Origin of the sequence: Aliinostoc sp. HNIBRCY26 (assembly GCF_050235535.1) — a bacterium.
Lineage (GTDB): Bacteria > Cyanobacteriota > Cyanobacteriia > Cyanobacteriales > Nostocaceae > Trichormus.
On the sequence record NZ_CP189852.1, the window covers coordinates 5,823,839 to 5,848,687 of the forward strand.

Sequence of the window (24,849 nt, forward strand, 5' to 3'; positions counted from 1 at the left end):
CTTGAGTTATATTACCTTTTTTGCCTGAAAAAATTGGTATAAAAATGTAGTTTAATGCTTTAGAATCTCAGTATGCCCTGAATTGTCTCTGGACTATCAGAGCATCAGGTTTCAACTCATTGGAACAAGATGTCATCATGAGTTAGCCAGATTTGTATGATTGAGTGTTGGTATAGAATTTTTCTGTAAAAACTCCAACTAGTGTTAACTGAAATAGTGCTGAAATTTGTAGTTGCTACCTTCTGTTAACTCAACAATCAGCTTAGATGAAGACTGAAAAGAAGATAAAACTGGCAATAAATTAAGTTCCAGATGTTAATACGAATGACACATAAAATTCATAATTTCAGGGGACGGAGATTCTAAGATAGAAGTTTCCTCATCATAAGGGATTGGGGATGGGGAATTGGGCATTGGAAAAATCATCTACCCTGCTTACCTTCTGTTCTCTACACCTCTAGATATCATCTCCACACAGATTTTTAGTTGGTTGATGGGGATTGGCTCAAGACGCTCAAGCCTGTGATTACTTTACTAGCGATCGCTACTACAATCAGGAAAGTTGCCATAACTAGAGTTTGCCGATGGTACTGGAAATGGCTGGGTATAATACTCATAAGTCCGTTTTCATGCTTCTAATCAAGAAGAATATCAGCACTAGCATACCAGCAATGGATCATATCAAGGCAAGATAGTCTACAGGTATGCTTACGCCATCGTCACAGAAGCAAGTTAAAAAATTGCAAATTCCAAAGACGCAGCATAGTTTTTCGCGGTGGTATCTGCGTCTGATTTCAATGGCTAACGCCTGCTAATTCCATAAGGTATTGCCAGTAAATATCTGAGACTGGTACTACAGATAATCTAGGGATGCGGAGTAAATCAAACTCTGCAAACTTCTGTGTTTGTTTAATCTGGGATAAAGTGACAGGCTGAGTTACTTTTTGCAATGGACATATATCTACGACTACTCGCTTGGCATCATTTAACGTGGGGTCTGGATAAGCCTGACTAGTAATCTCAGCCATACCGATAATTTGCCTTTCTTTACCAGTGTGGTAAATCCAAGCCAAATCATGAGGCTGCATTGTTCGTATATGTTTGAGTGCTAGGGGATTATTCACACCATCCCAAACTGTACCACCATCTCGTTCTAAATCAAAGTACGAATAGTTATCTGGTTCAGTTTTAAGCAGCCAATATGCCATGAATCAATTCCTGTTTGCGATCGCAGTTAAAAAGAAAAGTTCACCCGTGATACCAATTTTGGATTTTGGATTGAAAGCCCAGATTCTTAGCCTATTCCAGAATCTTGAAACAATACTACCTATCCAATTCGGTATGACAGGGTGTAATTTTTAGTTTCAAAAAATGAAACCATCCTCAAGTTTAACGATACAACTGTCAAAGTAGAAACATCCAAAGTGTATCGAGCTACCCCATAAAGTCATCAATGGTGAGTAGCTTAATATCACTGATTTTGAATGTCTACACAAACTTTGAGAGGAGTGTAAATTTTATGTCTCAAATTGCTTTATTGAATTCTAAGTTGCGTGCTAGAAAACTTTTTGCCACTCTACCATTAGTGTTGCTGGTATTTTTGACCGCAACACAGCCGGGAATGGCGCAAGAAAAGGAAAAAATCTGGCGAACTCTGACTGTGACAGGAAAAGGTGAAGAATCTATTCCCACTTCTATTTCCGAAATTAGCTTGGGGGTAGAAATTCAAGGAAAAACTGCTCAAGAAGTACAAAAAGAAGCAGCCCGTCGGTCATCGGCGGTGGTAGATTTCTTAAAAAGTCGCAATGTAGAAAAATTACAAACTACAGGAATTCGCCTCAATCCAGTTTATAGTTACAACAACAATGTACAGCGCATTACTGGATATGCTGCTGTTAATACTGTCAGTTTCCGTGTCGCCACAGAAAAAGCTGGAACAATTTTGGATGCAGCCGTCAAAGCTGGTGCTACCCAAATTAATAGTATTAGTTTTGTGGCTACCGATGAAGCGATCGCCTCTGCTAGACAACAAGCTTTAAAAGAAGCCACTCAAGACGCACAAAAGCAAGCTGAAGCTGTATTTAATTCTCTTGGTATTCAGTCTAAAGAGGTGGTTAGTATTCAAGTGAATGGTGCAAGTGCGCCGCCACCACCAATGTTATATCGTGATGAGGCATCTAAATTAGCTAGTGCCGACGTTTCTACTCCTGTTATTGGTGGTGAGCAACAAGTGGAAGCATCAGTGACATTGCAAATTAGTTATTAGTCAACAGTCAACAGTCAACAGTCAATAGCCTAGACTGTTAACTGTTGACTCCCATTTAAAAATTCTCTGGCGAAAAGTCTCCGCCTGCTTCTCTGTCTTGTTTAGAACCTAATAGCTCTAACTGATCTACTCTGATGATAGGTGTAGAACGGTTTACTCCTGTTTGGCGATCGCTCCATGTGTCAAACTTGAGAGAACCTTTGATGCCGATTAAACTCCCTTTGCGGACATAATTTCCGGCTACTTCTGCTGTCTTGTCCCATAGTTCTAACGTGAACCAATCTGGTTCATCACTATTACGGGTTCTTCGCTTGACAGCTAGTGTTAATCTACACTTAACGCTACCAGACTCAAAATATTTGATATCTGGATCACCACCTACCCGACCGACTAGAGTGACAATATTAATACTCATGTGCTTTACCTTTTAGTACAGAGGTACTTATGTATTTTGACTCCTATAATAGCCAATTGTGAACCTATTGAAAAACTGTGAATCGCTTCATCACAAGTTCCAGTATAAAAATAAGCCGAATCACCTGAAGAAAATGAAAAAATATACGGATATACTGAACTAGTCACAGGATAGGAAATAGGTAGCCTTGATGAAACAAGTTTGTCAGCGTTGTATGAAATAGGGATTGGGGACTGGGGACTGGGAAAGCAGGGGAAGACAAACTTCACCCATTACTCATTACTCATTACTCAGCACTTTAGGCTAATGACCCCAAGTGATTTTACAAAAGAGTCTATCAGACTGGACTCGGACACGAAAACATAATAGAATCCAGCACGATTTACTTTATTCTCATTAACAGTTGTAGTCTAGAATTATCGCAAAGTAGGGGGCGTAGACACGCGTGGGTTTGTTCAGGAACTTTCGCTCATCGTGGGATATGGGTATCGACCTCGGTACAGCCAATACCCTCGTTTATGTATCAGGTAAAGGTATTGTACTGCAAGAACCTTCTGTCGTAGCGATCGATCAAAACGAAAAGGTGGCTCTTGCAGTAGGAGAAGAAGCAAAAAAAATGCTCGGACGAACACCAGGTAATGTGATTGCCTTACGGCCTTTGCGTGATGGTGTAATTGCCGATTTTGACACCGCAGAGTTAATGCTGAAAAGCTTCATTCAGCGAGTCAATGAAGGTAGGTCTTTGATATTACCTCGGATTGTCATCGGTATACCTAGTGGGGTCACAGGTGTAGAAAGACGAGCTGTCATGGATGCAGCCGCGCAAGCTGGAGCTAGAGAAGTTTATCTAATCGATGAACCAGTAGCAGCCGCTATTGGTGCAGGACTTCCTGTCGCTGAACCCACTGGCAATATGATTATTGATATTGGCGGCGGAACCACAGAAGTAGCTGTGCTGAGTTTGCAAGGAACAGTGTTAAGTGAATCAGTACGCATTGCTGGTGATGAATTAACCGAATCCATCATCATGTATCTCAAAAAAGTACATAACCTAGTCATTGGTGAACGCACTGCGGAAGACATTAAAATTCGCATTGGTTCTGCTTACCCAACCCATGATGATGAAAACGCCATTATGGAAGTTCGGGGTTTACACTTGCTGTCTGGTTTACCTAGAACAGTTACCATCAAAGGGCCAGAAATTCGGGAAAGTATGTTAGAACCGCTATCGGTGATTATTGAAGCGGTGAAGCGAACTTTAGAACGTACACCCCCTGAATTGGCAGCAGACATCATCGATAGAGGCATTATGCTCGCTGGTGGTGGTGCTTTACTCAAAGGGATAGACACCTTAATTAGCCATGAAACAGGAATTGTGACTCATATTGCGGCTGATCCTCTCAGCTGCGTTGTGTTAGGAACGGGACGTGTGCTAGAAAACTTCAAACAGCTAGAAAGGGTGTTCAGCGGCCGCTCTCGCAATATGTAATCAAAAAAAATTTGGATATTGGGTTCTATTTGACTGTAATTTGGGTTTTATATAAATAGAATCCAGTATCTTTTAATTTATAGAAATAGGTTTATAGATGGTTACTGTACGTCGTTGGTGGGAGCGCAAAACCCTACATTTAAGTTTAGTCGCCTTAGCTTTGGGCGGTGCTTGGATACTACGCCAGACTCAAGGAGAATTTTTACTGGAAGTATACCAAGCAATTACTCGTCCTTTGCAAATGTTGCCGGCAGGGATAAGTCCTGAAGAACGCCAAGAAGAATTGCTCAAAAATGCGCGTTTTTTGGAGTTACAAGCCAAAATTACGGAACTAGAAAGTCAAAATCAAAAATTGCAAGACTTACTAGGCTATGTTCAGAAAGAGCCAGCTTCCTCACGGCCAATTCCCGCTAGGGTAATCGGACGCAGTGCAGATCATTGGTGGCAACAAGTAACCATTAACCGTGGCTCAAATGCTGGCATCCGTGAAGGTTATGTGGTCAAATCTGAAGGCGGATTGGTGGGTTTAGTGGAAAGCGTCACCCCTAACACCAGTCGCATCTTGTTAATTAGTGATATCAAAAGCCAAGTTGGTGTGACTGTTAGCCGCACTTCTGCCAAGGGTGTATTAAGGGGAGATTCCTCTGCGGAAGGGGTATTGGAATTTTATGAGAAAGTCCCAAATGTAAAAGTAGGAGATGTAGTTTCTACATCTATGTACAGTCAGAAATTCCCCGCAGGTTTTGCTGTAGGACGGATCAAATCACTAGATTTGAAAAAACTTCCCGCTTCTGTAGCTAAAGTAGAACTTTTTCCGGCTCTGAGTTCACTAGATTGGGTTGCTGTCTATCCCAACACTAAAAATTCAGAGTCAGAAACTCAGCAATCAGCGAAAACAGAAAAGAGTCAATAGTCAATAGTCAACAGTCAACAGTCAACAGTCAATAGTCACTCAAAATGGTGAAGATACCTTCATTTGGTGGTAAGTCTAAACCGCCAGAACGCCGCCGCACTAGAAGGAAAACTTTGGCGGATTTGCATCCAGCTTGGTTACAGGTAATGAATTGGGGCATCATAGTTGGCTCTGTGCTTTTATGCTTGCTGTTATTACCTACTCGCTTTCCAGGGACAGAATTATTGGGAATTGGGCCGAATTGGCTATTAATTTGGGTTGTAGCCTGGAGTGTCAAGCGGTCTTTTTGGTCAGGAACTTTAGCAGGAATTATCTTAGGTTTACTACAAGATGCGATAACTTCACCCCATCCATCTCATGTCATTACATTGGGGTTAGTAGGATTTCTCACAGCCATACTGCAAAAGCAACGTTTTATTCAAGAAGATTTCATCTCTATTGCTTTGATTGTCTTTGTGATGGCAGTTGTATCAGAAACCTTATTTGGATTTTTACTAGGTGTAGGAAGCGATCGCATCTCCCAAGATTTCATCTGGGCATATTATCAACGCGTCACCCTAGCCTCCGCCATTCTCAGCAGCCTCTGGGCCCCTGTGTTGTATTACCCGCTTAACCTGTGGTGGGAAAAAATGAAAGTTAGTTATTAGTTATTAGTCATTAGTCATTAGTCCATAGTCAACAGTCAACAGTCAATAGTCCATAGTTTTTTCTTTCTGCTACCTTGTCTACCTTGTCTCCTTTTCCCAGTCCCCAATTCCTCTTTAATTTTGAATTTTGAATTTTGAATTTTGAATTGATTACTCCCCAATCCCCAAAATCGTACTGTTTAGGTATCGCTATTCAAGCAGTTAGCGTGCAGAATATTTACAGTATTGCCCAAGATTTATGGATAACTTGCCAGTGGTTGCTCAAGGGGATGCCTCTCTATCAAATAACACTCATGATCATGAGTTTTTAGTGCGATCGCCAAATGATTCTCATTCACAAACACCACAGTCTGTAGGTAGTGAATTTGACAGGGCGATGATGCGGCGTTGTTTAGAACTTGCCCGCCGTGCTTTGGGACGCACTTCACCAAATCCGTTAGTAGGGGCAGTAATTGTTAAAAATGGCACAATTGTTGGGGAAGGTTTTCACCCCCGTGCTGGTGAACCCCACGCAGAAGTTTTTGCTCTTAGAGCCGCCGGCGATTTAGCCCGTGGTGCTACAGTCTATGTCAGTCTCGAACCTTGTAACCACTATGGACGGACTCCCCCTTGTTCTAAAGCTTTAGTGGCGGCTGGTGTGGCTAAGGTAGTAGTAGGGATGGTTGATCCGAACCCGTTAGTAGCTGGTGGTGGAATTAACACGTTACGGGCGGCGGGAATCGAGGTTTTGGTGGGTGTAGAATCGGAAGCTTGTCAACAACTCAATGAAGGTTTTGTGCATCGCATTCTGCACAAACGCCCTTTAGGAATTTTAAAATACGCCATGACTTTAGATGGCAAAATCGCTACTAATTCCGGTCATAGTGCTTGGGTAACAAACCAAACCGCCCGTAGCGAAGTACACCAACTGCGGGCTGCTTGTGATGCGGTGATTGTTGGTGGTAATACTGTACGTCAAGACAATCCTTATTTGACTAGCCATCAAGCAGAAACGCATAATCCCCTGCGGGTGGTGATGAGTCGTTCTCTCAATTTACCTACAGATGCTCATTTGTGGGACATAACAGAAGCACCCACTCTGGTACTCACCCAAGTCGGTGCTAACCCAGATTTCCAAAAATTCTTACAAGAAAAAGGAGTAGAGGTATTAGAGTTACCCTCTCTCACACCACAAGCCACCATAGAGTATTTATATGAACGAGGTTTTTGTAGTGTTTTGTGGGAATGTGGCGGGACTTTAGCCGCAAAAGCTATATCTGAAGGTGCAGTGCAGAAAATCTTAGCTTTTATTGCTCCCAAAATTATTGGTGGTAATCATGCACCTACGCCTGTAGGTGACTTAGGTTTAACCAATATGACAGAAGCCTTAATTTTAGAACGTGTGCGTTGGCGTGTCGTTGACGGTGATTGTTTAGTAGAAGGTTATTTACCACAAAAACACTAACCAATGTGAAATTTTGAAGTTCGTTTTCAGCAACTCAATTGAGCGACTGGCAATTTTTTGAGAGTTGCAGGAGTTAAACTATCCGATTTTTGCTGACGCAGTGATTGGATATTTTTTTCATGGGAATTATCCGAAAATCTCCAAACAGCATCCCCCCTGGGTGCAGTCTACCTCACATGATTTTCCTTCAAATTCCCTTAAACTATGGACGAAATCATAGTTCATCTGTTACTATAAACACTGTCTTTCGTAAGCAATATCACGTATCAAAGATAGCCGAGATTGGATATAGTCAATCAGGCAATCGGTTTCACTCGGCTCTAATAATGCTTGGGCTGTAGTCTGGTGTGTCAACCATTGCACTAAGCTAGCATCATCCATCTGCAAAAGGGTTTTGGTGTGAGAGTTTTCAATCACAGCCCACAGTTGACGCAGAATTTTAGGAGTCATTAGACCTCAATATTTAACATTCAGCTCAGTTGTTTTCAGATTACACAATTACAGCAACAGATCACGAATTAAAGTACAAGCTGAGACAAGTATTATCAAAAACTTAATATAGAGATTTAAAACTTGATTAAGTTTAAGAATGTAAGCACCACATTCCATTATTAACAAAAGTTAAAATCAAGTTTATTTCTGGGTTTGTAATTAAATGAGCTAGGAAGACGATTCAAAACATTAACACCATAATGCACATTTACCTGAAATGTACTCAGAAAAAATACTTGTTATCAGACGCTCAATAACTGATTGATTTAAGGAAATTCTAGCATTTCTGTGCTGAAAGTGGATAATTAGTATTATTTTGCAAATATTAATGCAACGCAACATAAATCAATCTTCGTACTCCACCCAACTATTAGGTGTCTCAGAAACATGGACTTTGAGTTGTGTTTCTGGCGGTAATTTCTTCTTAGTTTCATCATAGATATACTTAGCGATCATTTCCGCAGTTGTTTCATATTCAGGCGGCATAATTTCATTAAGAACACCATGATCTAGCCCTCCTTTTGTAGAATCTTGCTTTGCCCAGCGTAAAGTTCTAAAGTCGGCTACCATTACCGGATGTGGACAATATTGTGAAGCGTGTAGTTGTGTGGATGTAACTTCAATACGAACTTGATAATTATGTCCGTGCATTCGGCCGCAGGGGCCGTTGTAATCTTTAATGTAGTGAGCAGCATTAAAGGTAAATTCTGTGACAACTTTCCATTTAGGCATTTGAATACAACCTCACAATCGCTGATTAAATTAAGCACTATATTTATCTATATTATGAGAGTGAATAATTATGTATTTACAGTTATCGCTTAATACTTGATTAAATCCTTTAGATGATGAGTGTGTTTGTAAAGTTCATATAAGATGTATCTAAATGAACATATATTCATGTATTAAGCTATTTTTGTGTTTTATTCACTCTCTCAACATTAAACTACTCTCCAACATCCAAGTTAAATGAGAAGTTTTGATCAACTACTCTATAACTACCCTCATATTTAATTATAGGAACATTAACACGGTGTTGTCCGGCTGCTAATTGCCAAGAATCTTGGAAATTGCTGACATTGTGACAGCCTGTATTAGTAGGGAAACTGCTAGGGGTGAGTAACACATTTTGATAATTATTATTACCATTTTTGAATAAATGTGCTTTGACTGCTAATTTGTTGACTTTTATTTGGGGTGGTATGCAATAAGTTAAGTTTAACAATTTGATTGTGTCTCCAGCTTGTAGTGGTAGGCGATCGCTATATTTAACTTGTTGTGGTTCATCGCTGTTAATTTGAACAGTGAGATGAGCGACGCATACTTTATTGGCAATAATGGGATGACATTCTGAATTAGAAGCATGATGAACGATGTTAGTTCTAGTATTCGTACTTGCTTCAGAATTACTCTGTTTATTTTCACTAAACAAAGCTGCACCAAGAGTAGCCAAAGCACCTATTAACGCTACTGCCAAAGGTACAACTACTTTTTCTGCTGAAATTTTCATATTGATTCCCCCTGAACTCATCTTTAGTAAATTAATCAATTTCCTGAAGTTAACAAAATCATATAATTTCGGTTTTAGAATGTCCCAGAAAGGGTTTTCCGATAGTAAAAAATATAGACGGAAAATTTTTTCCGTATTTTCAGTTGTGCCGGAAAAGTGATATGTTTAGTTAAATTAAAAGCTAAATAGCAGTTTTACTTGTGAAGGTGCAGGGGAGAATGCCATCAGAATGAATTGGGAAAACTTTCTCATCATAGTGATATTTCGTCAACACGGTTTGAGTCCCAAAGAGCAAGCGATTCTTTTGGCTAAGTTTCCCGATGAGAATACTGTTAATGATAATAATCAGGTTGCGGAACAATCCTTAAGTAATGATCAGCTTCCTAGCGATGCGGAAACTGTGAGGCGGCAAATGTGGAATATATACAATAAAAGATTTGCGCCTCAATTAGATAGGGAAGGATTTCCAGATTACAACCAGAGAAGTAAAGATAAAGATGCTAAGTTTTTAGCTTGGTTGAAAAATAAATATGAGGAATTGCTAGAGCAAAAAAGTTCTAGTAACTTAGCTAAAAATTCTTATATTAATAAAAATTCTAATAATCCTTTTATCCCTCTTAATGATGTCATTATAGATAAATATCTGCTGTATAGTCGAGAACGGGAAATTGCCAGAGTATTTGAGACGCTCAACAGTGGTAGTAGTGTGGCATTAATTGGAGAGAGAAAAATCGGTAAGTCTTCTTTATTGCAAGCGATTTACCAACAAGCACCATCAGCACTACTCAAACCACGTAAACCGATTTATCTCAACTTAAGCTTAATTGATAATGATGATGACTTTTATGATGAACTTTGTACTCAAATTGAAATTACTTTTGAGAATGAGCGACAATTTACTCGTGAATTAAGAAGACAGCAATTGTTACTGTTGTTAGATGAAGTGCAGAAAATGACTTGGGGTGGTTTTACAAGAGAATTGCGTCAAAAACTGCGCGGTTTTGCTGATGGACAAGCTAACCCACCATTGCGCTTGGTGATTGCAGCTAGTGAACATTTGGATATTTTATTCCCTGATAGTCGAGATGATCCTTCACCGTTTCAAGGTGTTTGTATTGAAGAAGTTATCGAGCCTTGGAATGAAACTATAATGCGCGGTTTTATTAGCAGTCGTTTGGCTAACACTCAAGTTAGTTTTAAGGAAGGGGAAATCATCAAATTTATCAGAGAAAGTGGCGGAAATCCCAATAAATTAATGCTGCTGTGTCATCGAGCTTATTCGCAGTATGTGGAGGGTATGCGATGAACTATAGTGCTTTGACCTCTCCCCCTACCCCTCTCCTACGAGGAGAGGGGAGTAATCTTACTCCCCCTTCCCTCATAGGGAAGGGGGTAGGGGGGTTAGGTCTTTTACAGGTAAAGGCGGAGGGTGAATCATGACTTCTGTTGTACCTCGCCTAAACTTAGCACCGAAATTGCGGCGACCTCTCTCACTGTGGAATCCTTTAGATTATCTACACCTGTTGTATTGGGTGTTTTTCTTTCCCCAGGCTTTGCGGTGGTATGTTGATATCTTTGGCGGTGGGTATATTCCTGAAGAGGAGATGAATTGGCGCAAGGGATTGGAGTTGCTGCGGAAAAATCCTATTCAGCGTCAGCTGCTTTTGCAAGGGTTGGTATTAACAGTTATTACTCCGGTGTCCGTGGGGCTAATTTTGCAAGTGTTCAACTTTCACGTTGACTGGTTCGGCGTGGCGGTAGGCGTAGCGGTAGGCGTGACGGTAGGCGTGGCGGTAGGCGTGGTGGTAGGCGTGGCGGGAGGCGTGGCGGGAGGCGTGGCGGTAGGCGTGGTGGTAGGCGTGGCGGTAGGCGTGACGGTAGGCGTGGCGGTAGGCATTGCGGGAGGCGTGGCGGGAGGCGTGGCGTTCGGCGTGGCGTTCGGCGTGGCGGGAGGCGTGGCGGGAGGCGTGGCGTTCGGCGTGGCGTTCGGCGTGGCGGGAGGCGTGGCGGGAGGCGTGGAGGAAGGCGTGGCGGGAGGCATTGCGGTAGGCGTGGCGGTAGGCATTGCGGTAGGCGTGGAGGAAGGCGTGGCGTTCGGCGTGGCGGTAGGCGTGGCGTTCGGCGTGGCGTTCGGCGTGGCAATAATGCGTCCAGAGAATTGGCTGATTGGTTCACTTTTAAACCGGCAAAGCATCCAAAATAGTTACTTACTCCCCCGTATCAGCCCAATTCCTCTGCCCAATCTTAATAAACGCTTGCAAAATTGGCTGCTGCAAGATTGGGAAGCAGGTTTGTATAACACTAATCAACTGCTGGCATATACTATGCAATTCATTCCTGTTGTGCAAGCAGTAAATCAAGTAGTTGCTAAAACTCCATCAGAAGAAATTATTTGGCGTGTTTCTCGGCTGGCTGCAAATCCCTTTGATTGGAAATTAGTCGGTTTTGTCTCACCATCTTTGACAAGTCCCCATTTCACAGTAGAGCCTTGTCTAGACATTAATGCTCGTGCTGCTGCTGCTGGTTTTTGGTATCTCCATGAAAAACAACCTATAAACGCTCAGAAAGCATTTGCTGTAGTAATTTCTCTGCTTTATGGTGAGGAAATGTATACCCTTGCCCAAACTTTAGCAGCTTTTCAGTATACAAAAAAAATATCTACTATTGCTACTCTGCAAATACCTACTTTTCCACAAGAACCTCTTTTACGTCCAAACACATGGAAAGCTCTTAAAAGTTTAAAACGCGTAATAGAAGATATTCAATTTATTAACAAAAGTGTGTCTCGTTCCGCTAGGTCTTTAGCTCTTAACCGGGCTTTAGGTGAACTGACAAGCATTCTAAATACAGCCGATGACTTACCACAAGCCGAGCGAGGGTTAATTGTAGATATCACCCAAACTTGGAAAGAAAGCTTATTACAAATTGCTGGCGAAGTTGGGGAAATTTCCATCACCAAGCCTGTAAATAATCCTTATGTCATAGGCGACCCCGTTCAAGGTAATCTCTTTGTGGGGCGAAAAGATGTAATGAGACAGCTAGAAGAACTTTGGGTAATGGGTAATCAACTCCAGTCTGTAGTTCTCTATGGTCACAGACGCATGGGTAAAACTTCAATCTTGCTGAATGCGTCTCAAAGTCTAGGCTCAGCTATACAGTTAGCTTACGTCAACCTGCTACGTTTGGGAGATAGTCCCCAAGGTGTGGGTGAGGTGCTAATAGCAATTAGTGATGAAGTTTCTCAAACCGTAAAACTTCCACCTCCAAATGACACTGATTTACTCAATCTTCCCTATAGAACTTTTGAACGCTATTTAAAACAGGTAGAAACACAGTTAGAGACTGGGTTAATTATTGCCTTAGACGAATTTGAGAAAATCGAGGAACTCATCGAAGCGGGAAAAATCCCTCCAGATTTTATGGGTTATCTGCGGGGGTTGGTGCAAATGAGTTCTAAAGTGGCTTTTGCTTTTGCTGGGTTGCACACTTTAGAGGAGATGACAGCAGATTATTTTCAACCCTTTTTCGCTAGCGTGATTCCTATTCATATCAAATTTCTGGAACGTGCAGCTACTCGCCAAATTTTAGCTAACCCAGGTGAAGATTTTCTGCTTGACTATATGCCAGAAGCTTTAGATCAAATCTATGCTTTAACGCATGGTCAGCCATATTTAGTCCAATTGGTGGGGTTTCAATTAGTGCGTCGCTACAATGACCAAGTTTTTGAGCAAGGAAGACCCCGTGACCCTGTGTTTACAGTCGATGATGTAGAGGCTGTGATTAATAATCCTGAGTTTTTCCAGCGTGGACGCTACTATTTTGATGGGGTTTGGGGTCAGGCGGCGCAAGATGTGGAGGGTCAGCAGGAGATAATTAGGGTGCTTGCACCTCATTTAGAGGGGTTGAGTTTTGATGTCTTAGCTGAGTCTACGGGGATGAGTGGTGAGGGGTTGCAAAGGGCGTTAGATACTTTAAAGCGTCATGATGTGGTTGAGGAAGTCGGGGGAGGTTGGCGAATTATGGTGGAGTTGTTTCGGCGTTGGGTTGTGCAGTGGAAGGTTGGGAACTCTAATTTTTGAACTGTATGGTGTGATAATTTTACTAGTTTTGTGGGATGGGCATCTTGCCCGTCCCTGATATTTTTGGGCAGGCAAGATGCCTACCCCACAAGATTAATGATTATGCTGGTTTAACCAGAATGACAACAACTAAACAAAAAGATATAGCATATACTGAGCATCGACCTTAGCAGTCCCCAGGTGGACGATTGATTGTTGTGCAACCAGTAGACTTTACGACTCTGACAGCCGCTTGTAGCGAACTCCGCACACACTGGCTACCTTCACGTTTAGAGCAAGTGTATCAGCGCGATCGCTATACTATTGCTATAGCTCTCCGTACTCTGAAAACTAGAGGTTGGCTAGAAGTATCTTGGCATCCTCAAGCTGCACATATTTGTATTGGTAATTCTCCACCACGCACACCAGATACTTTTACCTTTAGCCAACAATTAATACATCAGTTGGGTGGTTTGGCTTTGGTAGCAATTGAGGCGATCGCACCTTGGGAAAGGGTGATAGATTTACAATTTGCCCGTCGTCCTGGTGAGGAAGCACTATATCATCTCTATGCGGAGATTATGGGCAAATATAGCAATGTCATCCTCACGGAAGCTAATAATCTCATCATTACGGCTGCTCATCAAGTCAGTCAGCAGCAGTCTAGTGTCCGTCCCATCCAAACGGGACAAATCTATGAAACACCACCAAAACTGACGGGAACTGTTCCTAGTTTGAGTGAATCCCCGACACGTTGGCAAGAAAGGGTGAGTTTAGTCCCAGGGGCGATGAAAAAGCAGTTACTCAAAAGTTATAGCGGTTTGAGTGCAGCTTTAGTTGAGTCGATGTTGCTGGCGGCGCATATTGCACCAGATACCAACACCGACACCCTGACATCAGAAGATTGGCAAAGATTGTGGGAAAAATGGCAGTTATGGCTGCAAACTTTAGACAATGGTAATTTTCAGCCGACTTGGACTCCCAATGGTTACACGGTGATGGGTTGGGGTGGAATTGCACCAGCTAAAGATATTCAGACGTTAATTAATGAGTATTACACAGGGCAACTCAATCAGCAGATATTTACGCAACTACGCCATCAACTAAGCCAGAAATTGAGTAATATTTTAGGTAAATTGCGGAATAAAGCGCAGACATTTAGCGATCGCCTGCAACAATCAGATCAAGCTGATGATTATCGTCAAAAGGCTGATTTATTGATGGCGCATTTACACGAATGGCAACCAGGGATGAAAACCATTACCCTGCAAGACTTTGAGACTGGTGAACCTGTTGCGATCGCCCTTCAGCCCGATAAAAACGCTGTTCAAAATGCCCAAAATCTCTATAAACAGCACCAAAAACTTAAACGCGCCCGTATCGCTGTAGAACCATTACTAAAAGATGTACAAGCAGAAATTGATTATTTAGAACAAGTTGAAGCGGCAATTTCTCAGATAGAAAATTATCAAACTGCTGAAGATTTACAAGCTTTAGAAGAAATTCGAGATGAATTAATTGGACAAAAATATTTAGAAGAATTAGATTATCGTCGTCGGAGTAATGATAGTCCTAGTATCAACTTTCGTAACTATTCCACACCGAATGGTTTTCAGGTTTTAATTGGTCGTAATAATAGCCAAAATGACCAATTAACTTTTCGTGTAGCAGGCGATTATGATTTATGGTTTCATGCTCAAGAAATTCCTGGTAGTCATGTTTTATTGCGTTTAGAACCTGGTGCTGTTCCAGATACCACAGATTTACAATTCGTCGCCAACCTCGCAGCGTATTACAGTCGCGCCCGTCAAAGTGAGCAAGTAGCGGTAGTTTACACCGAGCCGAAACACGTCTACAAACCCAAAGGTGCAAAACCAGGAATTGCTATTTACAAACAAGAACGGATTATTTGGGGAAAACCTCAGATGGTGGAATAATATCGGTATCATCTACTGATTGGAGATTGTCATGGTAACTCAAACCAATCCTCCGCAAAATGTGATTGATTGTTTGCAGATCATTTTAGATGCGATCGCTACGGGAAATTATGAGCTTTTTCTCAGCGTTGGTAATGCAGACTACAAAGCGGGTATTACCAAGGAAATGTTTGACTCAGTTAGTTCCCACCTTTCTCCACGGATGTCTGAGGGTTATACAACTACTTACTTTGGTCAACTTAAACAACGGGAATATCAAACCTATTTGTGGAAACTAAGTTTTGCTGATACAGGAGATGAGTTTATCATACGGATGGCTGTGAATGAATACAAGGTTGGTGGTATTTCGATTACCTAATGTTTTTCAATACAGCAAAAGCAAAATGTAAAAATCTTTTGCTTTTACTATATTGATATTTAGTCAAAATGCTTTAGTTTTTATCGGAAAAAGATAGGTTCAAAACCTCGCCCCTAGTGGGCGAAAAAATCTTTGTTTCCCAAGGTAGGTAAAAACCCCACCCCTTGTGGGTGGCTGAATTAATTGCGAATTGCGAATTGCGAATTGCGAATTGCGAATTGGTTTTATTTATTCTGTAATCTCAGATCAATCACAGAGGCATTAAAGTTGTAATTAAAGCCTTCTAGCTCGAAAGGCATACCAATTTTTACCTTACTGTTACCCAAAACTGGCCCATCTTTGGTAACTTCTGCTTGACCTTCTAAAGTCAAAAGCATATCTGTACTAAAGTTATTTTTTCTCGGATCTGCTAATTCTTTAACTGAACCATCTGGTTGACCAACTGTTAAAGTTCTAGGTAAAACTTGTACAGATTTAATACCTATTTCGCCATAAGGTTGATTACGGATAATCACTTTAGTTTTGCCACCTGGTTTGAAACCTTGGTCAGATAACTGCTGAGGATCACGCACATTCAAACCACGAACTACTAAATCTACCTCTATCGGCGTTTTTTTAGCTCCTACCTGAGCAATTGATCCACCAGTTCCAGGAAAAACAAAAATCCCAAATATTACTAACAGAATAACTAACCCAGCAAATAGGTCAAGTATATTGATTTTGCCAAACAAGCGACCTTTGGAATCTAAAATAGCCATAATATATTCTTCCAGAGCAGATTCAAGTAATTGATTTTAGCAACAAGTTTGATAATAGGGGCATGGGGCATTGGGTTAAAGTTTCCTCTTGTTCCTCTGCTTCCCTGCTTGTCACCTTGGGTCTTGAGGAATATTGAGGGGTTGACCGTTGCGGTCATATACAGCAATATCCCACTGTCCGTTATTACTAAATTCAAAAGCAATTCTAGTACCATCAGCACTAATTGTGGGATTACGGACTTCGGCTTGCAGATTTGTGGTTAAATTACGTGATTGGCGTGTGTCGCGGTCATAGATAAAAATTGCCGATCGCCCCTGACGACTAGCCGCAAATACAATATAACGAGCATCTTCCGAAACACCAGGATGAGATGCAATGGTATCAAAGGCATTTAAACCTGGTAAATCCATTAAATTGCGTGTCAGAGTGTCAAATAAATAAACATCTTGACTACCACGGCGATCGCTAGTCAACACAATATACCGTCCCGAACTTTGGGGACTAAGTTCCGATGCCAGACTATTAAGACTCCTTCCCCCAGGATCAAACGGATAACTCACCAATCGAGGATAACCAAAACACCCCGTTAACAATCCTGCACAAGCAAATATAGGAATAAAAGTAATAGGTTTAGTCATTAGTCATTAGTCATTAGTCATTAGTCATTAGTCATTAGTGTTTTCTTCCTTGTCTCCCTTGTCTTCCTTGTCTCCCTTGTCTCCAATTCCCAATGCCCCATGCCCCATGCCCAATTCCCCATGCCCCATGCCCAATTTTTACTGCGGTGGCTCAACTGTTGCACCATTGGGAATATCTAATTCAATAGTCGGCCCCCGATCTAGAACTTCAATATCCCACTGACCACGAGCTGCGGTTTCAAACACAATATACCGTCCATCGGGGCTGATAGCCGGATTTCTTACCCAACCGCGATAAGTTGGGGTGACAATTTGTGATTGCTGTGTGGCGCGATCGTACAGTGCTACTACTGGTCTACCTTGGTCACTGGTTAAGTAAGCAATGTAACGTCCTGTGTAGCTGAGGCTGGGACTTTCGATAATTGTCTCTCGCCGATTTAACCCTGGCGGGGAAATGAAACTCTGTTGTCGCAAATCGTACACAAGCAACTGATGAGTATTATTACGATGGGAAATGAACGCTAAAAAGCGACCATTACCGCTTAAGGCTGGTTGCTCTTCTGTGTAGCGACTATTGAGGGAAGTAGGCCCAAGGGGTAGATCACCAGAGCCACAAGAGGCTAACAAACTTGTAAAACCAAAAATTAGGCTCCAATAAATTGGTTTTTGAAGCCAGAACTCAGAAGTAAATTTTTTCACCTCAGATATTTACTTGTTGCTGTCGCTTATCAGCTTACATCTATCACGGCTGATTTATAGATCATCGTAATCTGTAGATTTATCAGAGTTAGTCTCTGATTCGTCTAGGGGTTTATACGGTACATAATCAGTTGGGATAGCTTCATCATCTTCTATCGGTCTGCGAGAGATGCTATCAGCAGGCGGACGGCGTTTTCTGGGTCTGGTGGGTGGTGTATCCTCGTTTACTTCTGGACGCGGAGAATTGTTATTACTCCGTCGGGAATTTCTTCTGGTTTCCCTACTAGAACTTTCCCAATCATCAGTCTCTCTAGAAGAGGAAGTACCCCAATCTTCTTGGTCGTATCTTTCTGTATTCCGAGGTGATGGACGGGTGGAACGATTGCGGGATGGTCTATCTGTTGATTCTGGGCGATCGCTACTACTGCTGCGGCGATCGCGGCGTGGGGTTGGCTCATCGTAATAATCATCCCGTGAGGAGCGATCGTCCCTGCTAGGACGAATACGGCGAGGTACAGGACGTTCTTCCTCTTCTTCTTCCTCTTGATACGGTAGTGGCTCATAATCGTCTTCCACTTCCGCTTCATATCCTCCCTTTCTTCTCCCGCCATATCGATAATCTTTGCTAACGTCACGCTCATCTACAATCGGCGTATTACGTTTAGCTTGTTGAGTAGCGATACTCCGCAATCGAATACTTTCAACAGCAAAAAATACCGTCGTCCCCACTAACAGCAGTTGACCAAATTGCAAAATCGGGTCTAAACGCCATCCTTGGAAAATTAAAATGAAGCCGCATAGCAAGCCTACAGCCGCAAAAAATATATCTTGATCTCTAGACAGTTCTGGACGCACAGTACGGAGAAAATATAGTGCAGCCCCAGCTACAGCCAGGAAAATTCCTAAAAATGTGGCTGGAGTAGACCCTACATTTATCTGAGCCAGAACACTGGCTGAGTTCAGCCCAAAATTTAGCATTGTTCTTTTCCCAATATCAAATCTATGTTAACGAGCCACACTTAAAACTACTACTCTAAGCAATCACAATATAATATTTAAGCTTCAAAGCAACTGGCAAAGAAGCTCTGAAGCTATTTACCGCATCTTAAGAAAATATTAAGTCTGTCAGTTAGTTGACTAAGCTGACAGACAAATACACCCAAGAGAGTTGCAATAACTCTCCCACAAACTATGAACGTTGGATTTTATCTTTTTGGCTGATGAAAATTAAACCAACTGTAGCTGGGATAACAACGATCGCAGTACCCCAAGCCAGACTCCAAAGAAAATTTGCTAAAGATGGTGTCATGGATCTCAACCTTTTTTTACACTCTTCATCATAATTCTAATAGTGTATTACTTCCTTGAGAAGCCTGTGTATCTGATGTGGCAACCCCAAGACTACACCTCGCCAAAGTTAAACACTGTCTTGAGTGTAGTTGCTTTTCGTGGCGCGCTCATAGGTAGTACCATTTGGTTAAAATTAAGATAGAAAAAGCTTTACAAAGCTTAAAATTAATTATCTCCGCTTTCAGTTTTCTCTTTGTCCATCAAATCGTAGCTCGGATCAATTCCATGACGGCTGTTAACCTAACTGTTTGGATTCTTGGCCCTATCTTGGGTTTAATGACCTTTCTCTTCATTTTCCGCATCATTCTGACTTGGTATCCCCAAGTTGATTTAAATCGCTTGCCTTTCAATCTCATTGCTTGGCCTACCGAGCCATTTTTAATCCCATCGCGAAAAATTATCCCACCTATCGGCGGAGTTGACATCACCCCCATCATTTGGGTAGGTATCTTAAGCTTGGTGAGAGAAATTCTCTTAGGTCAGCAAGGATTAATTACCATGATGTCTCGTGTTAGTTAGGGCATGGGGAATGGGGCATTGGGCATCGGTTTTCAGAATGTCTATTCAGGCGATCGCTAAATTATGGTTCTTGCTGGACTTTTTGTTAGCTGCATATCTAACTGTGTTCAAACAAATACAGTGATTTCTCTATTCTTTGGGCAGCTAATTCTTGAAAGCTAATATTGCCAATTATTTCACAGTTGATAACGCGCAAATTGCTTATCCCATTTTTAGTTGGTTTAGCTTCTGCCTAATGAGAATTTCAACTTCTTCAAACTCAGCATTGGAGTTGGGAATGTCAAAAGTCTGTGAAGGTGCTTCAGCTGTAAAGCGATCAACAAAAGCATGAAATGCAGCCTGATCGTCAGGATGAGCTATAACATAAGCTCTTAGCTCAATTTTTGTCATGTTACTGTAGTCAGGTTTCATTACAAGAACCTCCAAAGACCATTGCGATAGATTTCTATTTCTTATAGATACAAAATTGTTCGCAATCCCTCATCTACCTCATCCTGTAAATAATCTGGTAGTGAACTAATACGTTCAACCAGAAAAGTTTTATTGACCGTGAAAATTTGAGAGACGTTAGCAACAGAATCTCTTGGCAAACCTGATGCTTCACGCGGTAAAAGGACATTACCTGGTGCTTCTGCTAGCTGAGTATTTGAGGTGATAATGACGACGATAATTGTATTAATGCGGCTTTGATTAAAAATATCATCTTGAATCACCAAAACCGGACGACGATATCCAGGCTCAGAACCGACTGGATCAGGTAAATTCGCCCACCAAATTTCTCCCCGATACATTACCAATCCTCATAGGGGAGAGACATAAACTGCATCCTTGCCAGCACCGGATCTATATCCGAAGACTCTTGAGAGTAAACTTGGTTGAGCTTGTGTAAAATTTGACTACTGTTGTATTTTTTCAGATACGCCTGTAAAGCTTTTGTGTAAAGCTCACTGCGGGACAATCCTAGCTGTTGAGCAAGTGCTTCTGCCTCTTCAAAAACTGAATCTGGAAGCGAAATTGCAGTTTTCATAGTGACTTTGAGTGCAATTTTTAATTTTTAAAGTTATACCCTAGTTATACCAAGACTTTAAGAGCTAGTAAAGTCAGATAAGTTTTCAGAACGCCTATGAGCCGCCCAATCATGAGTAGAAGCAGTGTTAGCGAAGCGGGGAGAACACAAATTGCTATCAAGCAAAGTCTAGCTAGTTGTCATCTAGCACGCCAATATCTTAGTTCTGTCCGTTGCAACGCAGTGTTAGTCTGCTCTAGACTTAAAAAACCATACTGCCTACAAACAAGATGAGCTACCGTGACATCATTACTATAGAACCAGACAAACGAGGTGGTAAACCCTGTATTCGACGCATGAGAATCACTGTTTACGATGTTCTCGGATGGTTAGCAGCAGGTATGTCTCACGCTGAAATATTAGATGACTTTCCTGAATTGACAGAAGCAGATATCATAGCTTGCTTAGAATTTGCGGCTGATCGAGAACATCGTCTGGTTGCTGTGGTAGGTGAGGCTTGAAACTGCTGTTTGATCAGAATTTGAGTCGTAAGCTTGTAACTCGATTAGCAGATATTTTTCCTGATTCCAGTCATGTGCAGTTTCATGAATTGCAAGAGAAGACTGACACTGAAATTTGGGAATTTGCCAGACAAAATGACTTTTGCATCGTCATTCAAGATGCAGATTTTGCAGAACGTAGCCGTTTGTACGGCTCACCACCCAAAGTTGTATGGCTACGCTGCGGTAATGCACCCACTAACCAAGTCGAAGAGCTAATTCGCTTTGGAGTGCAGGCGATTCAAGAACTATTAGCTCATCCCCATCTACATTGCTTAGAACTGTATTAAAGCGATATTACAAATTAATTGTAAATTATGATACAAAAAATATTTTGCATTTAACGTGGCTTATGATCGCCTGCTCTGAGCAAGAACATATTTTTAAAGACGCGATATTTCGCGTCTCTATATCTCAAATCAATCTGAGTTCAACATCAACCAAGGGAAAGTAGTCAGCAGAAAATAATATACTTCTCTCTGTTACGCCTTACCTTTCTGTCTATTTTTAATCCCCAGTCCCCAATTCCCTACAGTTTCATCTCCTGAATGAAATTGGTGTAAACATGACCCTCTAAAAACTGGGGGTTTTCCATGATTTTTTGATGAAAGGGAATTGTGGTAGGCAATCCAGTAATTGCACACTCCCTGAGAGCGCGTTTCATGCGGTTAATTGCTGTAGCACGATCCGGCCCCCAAACAATTAATTTACCGATGAGAGAATCGTAGTAAGGGGGAATTTGGTAATCGGTGTAAACGTGGGAGTCAATCCGCACACCAGGGCCGCCAGGGGGAAGATAACCGCTAATGCGTCCGGGTGCTGGGCGAAAATCATGGTCGGGATCTTCGGCGTTGATGCGACACTCAATTGCATGACCTTGCAATACTACTTGGTCTTGAGTCAGCCTGAGTCTTTCCCCTTGGGCGATTCTAATTTGTTCAACTAGCAAGTCTACCCCAGTAATCATCTCTGTCACAGGGTGTTCCACCTGAATCCGAGTGTTCATTTCCATGAAGTAAAACTTACCGGATTTATCTAAAAGAAATTCGATAGTACCTGCACCGGTGTAATTAATAAACTGGGCTGCTTTGACGGCTGCTTGTCCCATTTTTTCCCGCAGTTCTGGATCAAGTGCAGGGCTGGGGGCTTCTTCTAGTAACTTTTGGTTGCGGCGTTGAATGGAACAATCCCGTTCACCTAAGTGAATGACATTGCCGTAATTATCCGCCAAAATTTGAAACTCAATGTGGCGGGGACGCTCGATAAATTTTTCGATATAAACACCAGCATTACCAAAGGCTGCACCTGCTTCACCTTGGGCTGCTAAAAAGAGTTTGACAAATTCATCTTCCGATCGCACTAAGCGCATCCCCCTACCACCACCACCAGCCGTGGCTTTAATCATCACTGGGTAGCCCATTTTGTTCGCGATCGCTAATCCTTCTTCCTCGGTTTCTACCAAGCCATCGCTCCCTGGTACAGTGGGAACTCCGGCTTTTTGCATGGTTTCTTTAGCCGTGGATTTATCCCCCATCAACCTGATTGCTTCTGGGGTAGGGCCAATAAAAGCAATGTGATGGTCAGCGCAAATTTCGGCAAATTTGGCGTTTTCCGACAGGAAACCATAGCCAGGATGAATAGCACTAGCATTGCGCGTTAAAGCCGCCGCAATGATATTGGGAATATTCAAATAACTTTTACCGCTAGCGGGTTCACCAATGCAAACCGCTTCATCAGCTAGTTGGACGTGCAGAGCATTCCGGTCAACAGTCGAGTGAACCGCGATCGTCGCAATCCCCATTTCTTCACAGGCGCGGAGAATGCGGAGGGCGATTTCTCCTCGATTGGCAATTAAGATTTTGTCAAACTTCATTTTCGAGCTTCGATATCAGTACCAGTAGATAGAAATTGTCTCCCATCCAAGTTGCAACAGCACAGTGGCTTTATCTCAAATTATGACAGGAGATTTACCAGCCTCATCTAAACGTAGAATGCACAATGTGAGTTATGAGTGCTGAGTTCTGAGTAGGTTGATTTCCTGTATACCCAATACTCAGGACTCATTATCAGTATTTATTTCATAAACGCTGAGTAATGAGTGAGGTTATTCACTTTCTACTCACTACTCCCCATTTAGTATCACTTGTGGAGCTACTACATTTCTGTCAGTCTGGTATCCTCCTTCGGGAAATTTGTGATACCCCAAAATTAAATTTTTGGTAAAGTTAGCTAAATTCCTAATTATCTTTACCTATTCCTGTAGGTTATGCTATGATTGATAATCGTGAAACTCATGCGGATGTGGCGGAATTGGTATACGCGCACGTTTGAGGGGCGTGTGGCTTTGCCTTGCGAGTTCGAGTCTCGCCATCCGCATTTATTGTTTAGTCAAAAGTCATTAGTCAACAGTCAAAAATGAGAGATTGTAGACTGATGACTTTTAACTTTAGGAATCATGTAGTTTAGCCGCATAGTGCGATAGCTAGTTATTTGGGGTTTCCCGACTTGAGGAAACCGCCATGTTGAAGCTTAAAGGAAAAGTCTTCCCTTGGTATTTTACGGAAGCATTGATCATACCGTAGCAAACTAATGACTAATGACTAATGACTATTGACTATTGACTATTGACTATTGACCAGATTTCAGTCTTTTGTGCTTTCATAGAAGTAGGTGAACTTTTGTAAAGAACATTGACTGCAATATTTACTTCAAGTAACAACTCAACACTACCAGCCGCGTGGCATCGCCTAACCCCAATTTGGCAAGGTGGGGAGGAAGTAATTAAAAAAAGTTTGCCCCACACTCAGCTAGCTCCGGCTTGGCAAATGCTGCTGCTTGGTGACGGTTCACCCACAAGACACCTAGAATTACTGACAGGTGAGCCGACAGAGGTTGATGTCATTGATATGTCATTTATTGGCATGGATTTGGACGATGCGCCGGAATTGATTCACAAAGTACCAGGGCCAAGACTACGGCGACAAGTGTGGCTACGCACCCCTAGTGGGCAGAGATTAGCCTATGCTACTTCATGGTGGGAAGCTAGCCATGTAGATGAATATTTACAAAACCGTTCCTTACCGATTTGGGCGAGTCTGGCGCGTTTGCGTACCGAATTGTATCGAGATGTACGTGGTATTTACTACGGTTATTCCCCAGCCCTAGAAGTCGGATTTAATGTAGAAGGGCCTTTTTGGGGTCGCCATTACTTATTTTGGCATCATGGTCAACCATTGACTTTGATTTACGAAGTTTTTTCGCCTTATTTAACAAAATACTTAGGTGCAACACAGCTAGGAACTGTTAACTAAAAAAATATCCTATCGTTTTGGTGAGCAGAGGGATGCAGGAGAGTAGAGCAAGAAAGAATTTGCTCATATTTGTTCACTGCTGCATCATTGTAAAAAGATTGGTATCTAGTTTGTAGTAAGGACTACCCTTCTCCTTCCCTACGGGACGCTACGCGAACGGAGACGCTAACGCGAACGGGTTCTGCAAAGCAGTACAGTCCTTATTAGAGGACTAAAGTCCTCACTACAAACCTTGAATTATCTACACCGTTCTACTTACTTCATAAATAGGCTCTCATCAAAACGGCAAAAGTTAGGATAATTTTGTTGCAATGAATCAAGATGTAGTTAATTTAAATTAATTAATGCAACGGTAAATATCAGCGTTATTTAGCAAACCAAAATTTTAGAATCAATGGCTGTTCATACATAATTGAGAATAGCTACATAATTATGTTGAGTAATGTAAAATTATCATGCTTCCTTTGCTGATATCATT

Annotated in this window: 28 protein-coding genes and 1 tRNA gene; 14 read left to right on the plus strand and 15 right to left on the minus strand. The window is 41.8% G+C overall.

What is annotated here, in order from left to right:
- Window positions 1–482: 482 nt before the first annotated feature.
- On the minus strand, window positions 483–617 hold the full coding sequence (locus ACQFX9_RS24660) for a hypothetical protein (protein WP_427159213.1): 135 nt from the start codon (window positions 615–617) through the stop codon (window positions 483–485).
- Window positions 618–794: 177 nt separating this feature from the next.
- Window positions 795–1,208, minus strand: coding sequence for an EVE domain-containing protein (locus ACQFX9_RS24665; RefSeq protein WP_427159214.1), 414 nt, complete (start codon window positions 1,206–1,208; stop codon window positions 795–797).
- A gap of 311 nt (window positions 1,209–1,519) precedes the next feature.
- On the opposite strand from ACQFX9_RS24665, the gene ACQFX9_RS24670 reads away from it, so the two are divergent.
- Window positions 1,520–2,266 (plus strand): SIMPL domain-containing protein, encoded by a 747-nt coding sequence (locus ACQFX9_RS24670; RefSeq protein ID WP_427159215.1) that lies wholly within the window; start codon window positions 1,520–1,522, stop codon window positions 2,264–2,266.
- Between the two features lie 55 nt (window positions 2,267–2,321).
- On the opposite strand, the gene ACQFX9_RS24675 is transcribed toward ACQFX9_RS24670, so the two are convergent.
- A complete protein-coding gene (locus ACQFX9_RS24675) occupies window positions 2,322–2,681 on the minus strand; it encodes a single-stranded DNA-binding protein (protein ID WP_427159216.1) in 360 nt (119 codons plus the stop codon).
- A 481-nt stretch (window positions 2,682–3,162) separates the two neighbouring features.
- Between ACQFX9_RS24675 and ACQFX9_RS24680 the strand changes: the two genes are divergently transcribed.
- From ACQFX9_RS24680 to ribD, 4 genes are all read left to right on the plus strand, one after another.
- A complete protein-coding gene (locus tag ACQFX9_RS24680; RefSeq protein ID WP_103137617.1) occupies window positions 3,163–4,170 on the plus strand; it encodes a rod shape-determining protein in 1,008 nt (335 codons plus the stop codon).
- Between the two features lie 97 nt (window positions 4,171–4,267).
- Complete coding sequence (mreC, locus tag ACQFX9_RS24685) at window positions 4,268–5,083, plus strand: rod shape-determining protein MreC (protein ID WP_427159217.1); 816 nt, start codon at window positions 4,268–4,270, stop codon at window positions 5,081–5,083.
- Between the two features lie 47 nt (window positions 5,084–5,130).
- A complete protein-coding gene (mreD, locus tag ACQFX9_RS24690; RefSeq protein WP_427162992.1) occupies window positions 5,131–5,730 on the plus strand; it encodes a rod shape-determining protein MreD in 600 nt (199 codons plus the stop codon).
- A gap of 238 nt (window positions 5,731–5,968) precedes the next feature.
- On the plus strand, window positions 5,969–7,174 hold the full coding sequence (ribD, locus tag ACQFX9_RS24695) for a bifunctional diaminohydroxyphosphoribosylaminopyrimidine deaminase/5-amino-6-(5-phosphoribosylamino)uracil reductase RibD (RefSeq protein ID WP_427159218.1): 1,206 nt from the start codon (window positions 5,969–5,971) through the stop codon (window positions 7,172–7,174).
- Between the two features lie 231 nt (window positions 7,175–7,405).
- Here ribD and ACQFX9_RS24700 read toward each other — a convergent pair whose 3' ends face one another.
- The 3 genes from ACQFX9_RS24700 to ACQFX9_RS24710 form a co-directional block, all read right to left on the minus strand.
- Complete coding sequence (locus ACQFX9_RS24700; RefSeq protein WP_103137613.1) at window positions 7,406–7,624, minus strand: hypothetical protein; 219 nt, start codon at window positions 7,622–7,624, stop codon at window positions 7,406–7,408.
- 387 nt (window positions 7,625–8,011) lie between these two features.
- Window positions 8,012–8,398: a 6-pyruvoyl trahydropterin synthase family protein gene (locus ACQFX9_RS24705; RefSeq protein ID WP_103137612.1), complete on the minus strand. Its 387-nt coding sequence runs from the start codon at window positions 8,396–8,398 to the stop codon at window positions 8,012–8,014.
- A gap of 214 nt (window positions 8,399–8,612) precedes the next feature.
- Window positions 8,613–9,176 (minus strand): hypothetical protein, encoded by a 564-nt coding sequence (locus ACQFX9_RS24710; RefSeq protein WP_427159219.1) that lies wholly within the window; start codon window positions 9,174–9,176, stop codon window positions 8,613–8,615.
- A 229-nt stretch (window positions 9,177–9,405) separates the two neighbouring features.
- Here ACQFX9_RS24710 and ACQFX9_RS24715 point away from each other — a divergent pair, with 229 nt between their 5' ends.
- The 4 genes from ACQFX9_RS24715 to ACQFX9_RS24730 all read left to right on the plus strand — a co-directional run bounded on the left by ACQFX9_RS24715 (window position 9,406) and on the right by ACQFX9_RS24730 (window position 15,529).
- Window positions 9,406–10,482: an AAA family ATPase gene (locus ACQFX9_RS24715; protein ID WP_427159220.1), complete on the plus strand. Its 1,077-nt coding sequence runs from the start codon at window positions 9,406–9,408 to the stop codon at window positions 10,480–10,482.
- A gap of 130 nt (window positions 10,483–10,612) precedes the next feature.
- Entirely contained in the window at window positions 10,613–13,255 is a 2,643-nt protein-coding gene (locus tag ACQFX9_RS24720; RefSeq protein ID WP_427159221.1) for an AAA family ATPase, read from the plus strand.
- 197 nt (window positions 13,256–13,452) lie between these two features.
- Complete coding sequence (locus ACQFX9_RS24725; protein WP_427159222.1) at window positions 13,453–15,171, plus strand: Rqc2 family fibronectin-binding protein; 1,719 nt, start codon at window positions 13,453–13,455, stop codon at window positions 15,169–15,171.
- A gap of 31 nt (window positions 15,172–15,202) precedes the next feature.
- The gene (locus ACQFX9_RS24730) at window positions 15,203–15,529 is read left to right on the plus strand and encodes a hypothetical protein (RefSeq protein ID WP_427159223.1); all 327 of its coding nucleotides are present in this window, start codon (window positions 15,203–15,205) and stop codon (window positions 15,527–15,529) included.
- 224 nt (window positions 15,530–15,753) lie between these two features.
- Here ACQFX9_RS24730 and ACQFX9_RS24735 read toward each other — a convergent pair whose 3' ends face one another.
- The 5 genes from ACQFX9_RS24735 to psbX form a co-directional block, all read right to left on the minus strand.
- Window positions 15,754–16,287 carry a DUF4330 domain-containing protein gene (locus ACQFX9_RS24735; RefSeq protein ID WP_427159224.1) on the minus strand — a complete coding sequence of 178 codons (534 nt, stop codon included), beginning with the start codon at window positions 16,285–16,287 and terminating at the stop codon, window positions 15,754–15,756.
- Window positions 16,288–16,398: 111 nt separating this feature from the next.
- A complete protein-coding gene (locus ACQFX9_RS24740) occupies window positions 16,399–16,926 on the minus strand; it encodes a TolB family protein (protein WP_427159225.1) in 528 nt (175 codons plus the stop codon).
- 138 nt (window positions 16,927–17,064) lie between these two features.
- Complete coding sequence (locus tag ACQFX9_RS24745; protein ID WP_427159226.1) at window positions 17,065–17,625, minus strand: TolB family protein; 561 nt, start codon at window positions 17,623–17,625, stop codon at window positions 17,065–17,067.
- Window positions 17,626–17,679: 54 nt separating this feature from the next.
- Window positions 17,680–18,603 (minus strand): Ycf66 family protein, encoded by a 924-nt coding sequence (locus tag ACQFX9_RS24750; RefSeq protein WP_427159227.1) that lies wholly within the window; start codon window positions 18,601–18,603, stop codon window positions 17,680–17,682.
- 211 nt (window positions 18,604–18,814) lie between these two features.
- Window positions 18,815–18,934, minus strand: a complete 120-nt coding sequence (gene psbX / locus ACQFX9_RS24755) for a photosystem II reaction center X protein (RefSeq protein WP_015112477.1) — start codon at window positions 18,932–18,934, stop codon at window positions 18,815–18,817.
- A gap of 266 nt (window positions 18,935–19,200) precedes the next feature.
- Between psbX and ACQFX9_RS24760 the strand changes: the two genes are divergently transcribed.
- Window positions 19,201–19,494, plus strand: a complete 294-nt coding sequence (locus ACQFX9_RS24760) for a YggT family protein (protein ID WP_236144433.1) — start codon at window positions 19,201–19,203, stop codon at window positions 19,492–19,494.
- Between the two features lie 201 nt (window positions 19,495–19,695).
- Here the strand turns inward: ACQFX9_RS24760 and ACQFX9_RS24765 are convergent, their stop codons facing one another.
- Genes ACQFX9_RS24765 through ACQFX9_RS24775 form a run of 3 tightly spaced genes read right to left on the minus strand, consistent with a single transcriptional unit; the run spans window position 19,696 to window position 20,521 of the window.
- The gene (locus ACQFX9_RS24765; protein WP_427159228.1) at window positions 19,696–19,905 is read right to left on the minus strand and encodes a DUF6887 family protein; all 210 of its coding nucleotides are present in this window, start codon (window positions 19,903–19,905) and stop codon (window positions 19,696–19,698) included.
- A gap of 41 nt (window positions 19,906–19,946) precedes the next feature.
- Window positions 19,947–20,285: a type II toxin-antitoxin system PemK/MazF family toxin gene (locus tag ACQFX9_RS24770; RefSeq protein ID WP_427159229.1), complete on the minus strand. Its 339-nt coding sequence runs from the start codon at window positions 20,283–20,285 to the stop codon at window positions 19,947–19,949.
- Window positions 20,285–20,521: a ribbon-helix-helix domain-containing protein gene (locus tag ACQFX9_RS24775; RefSeq protein ID WP_427159230.1), complete on the minus strand. Its 237-nt coding sequence runs from the start codon at window positions 20,519–20,521 to the stop codon at window positions 20,285–20,287. The genes ACQFX9_RS24770 and ACQFX9_RS24775 overlap by 1 nt, the downstream gene beginning before the upstream one ends.
- Before the next feature lie 269 nt (window positions 20,522–20,790).
- Here ACQFX9_RS24775 and ACQFX9_RS24780 point away from each other — a divergent pair, with 269 nt between their 5' ends.
- Both ACQFX9_RS24780 and ACQFX9_RS24785 read left to right on the plus strand, forming a co-directional pair.
- Entirely contained in the window at window positions 20,791–21,021 is a 231-nt protein-coding gene (locus tag ACQFX9_RS24780; RefSeq protein WP_427159231.1) for a DUF433 domain-containing protein, read from the plus strand.
- Window positions 21,018–21,350 (plus strand): DUF5615 family PIN-like protein, encoded by a 333-nt coding sequence (locus tag ACQFX9_RS24785; RefSeq protein WP_427159232.1) that lies wholly within the window; start codon window positions 21,018–21,020, stop codon window positions 21,348–21,350. Before ACQFX9_RS24780 ends, ACQFX9_RS24785 begins: the two co-directional genes overlap by 4 nt.
- 239 nt (window positions 21,351–21,589) lie before the next feature.
- Here ACQFX9_RS24785 and accC read toward each other — a convergent pair whose 3' ends face one another.
- Window positions 21,590–22,933, minus strand: a complete 1,344-nt coding sequence (accC, locus tag ACQFX9_RS24790; RefSeq protein WP_427159233.1) for an acetyl-CoA carboxylase biotin carboxylase subunit — start codon at window positions 22,931–22,933, stop codon at window positions 21,590–21,592.
- A 422-nt stretch (window positions 22,934–23,355) separates the two neighbouring features.
- On the opposite strand from accC, the gene ACQFX9_RS24795 reads away from it, so the two are divergent.
- A tRNA-Leu gene (locus ACQFX9_RS24795) sits at window positions 23,356–23,436 on the plus strand.
- A gap of 314 nt (window positions 23,437–23,750) precedes the next feature.
- Window positions 23,751–24,371, plus strand: a complete 621-nt coding sequence (locus ACQFX9_RS24800; protein WP_427159234.1) for a chorismate lyase — start codon at window positions 23,751–23,753, stop codon at window positions 24,369–24,371.
- The last annotated feature ends 478 nt before the right edge of the window (window positions 24,372–24,849 follow it).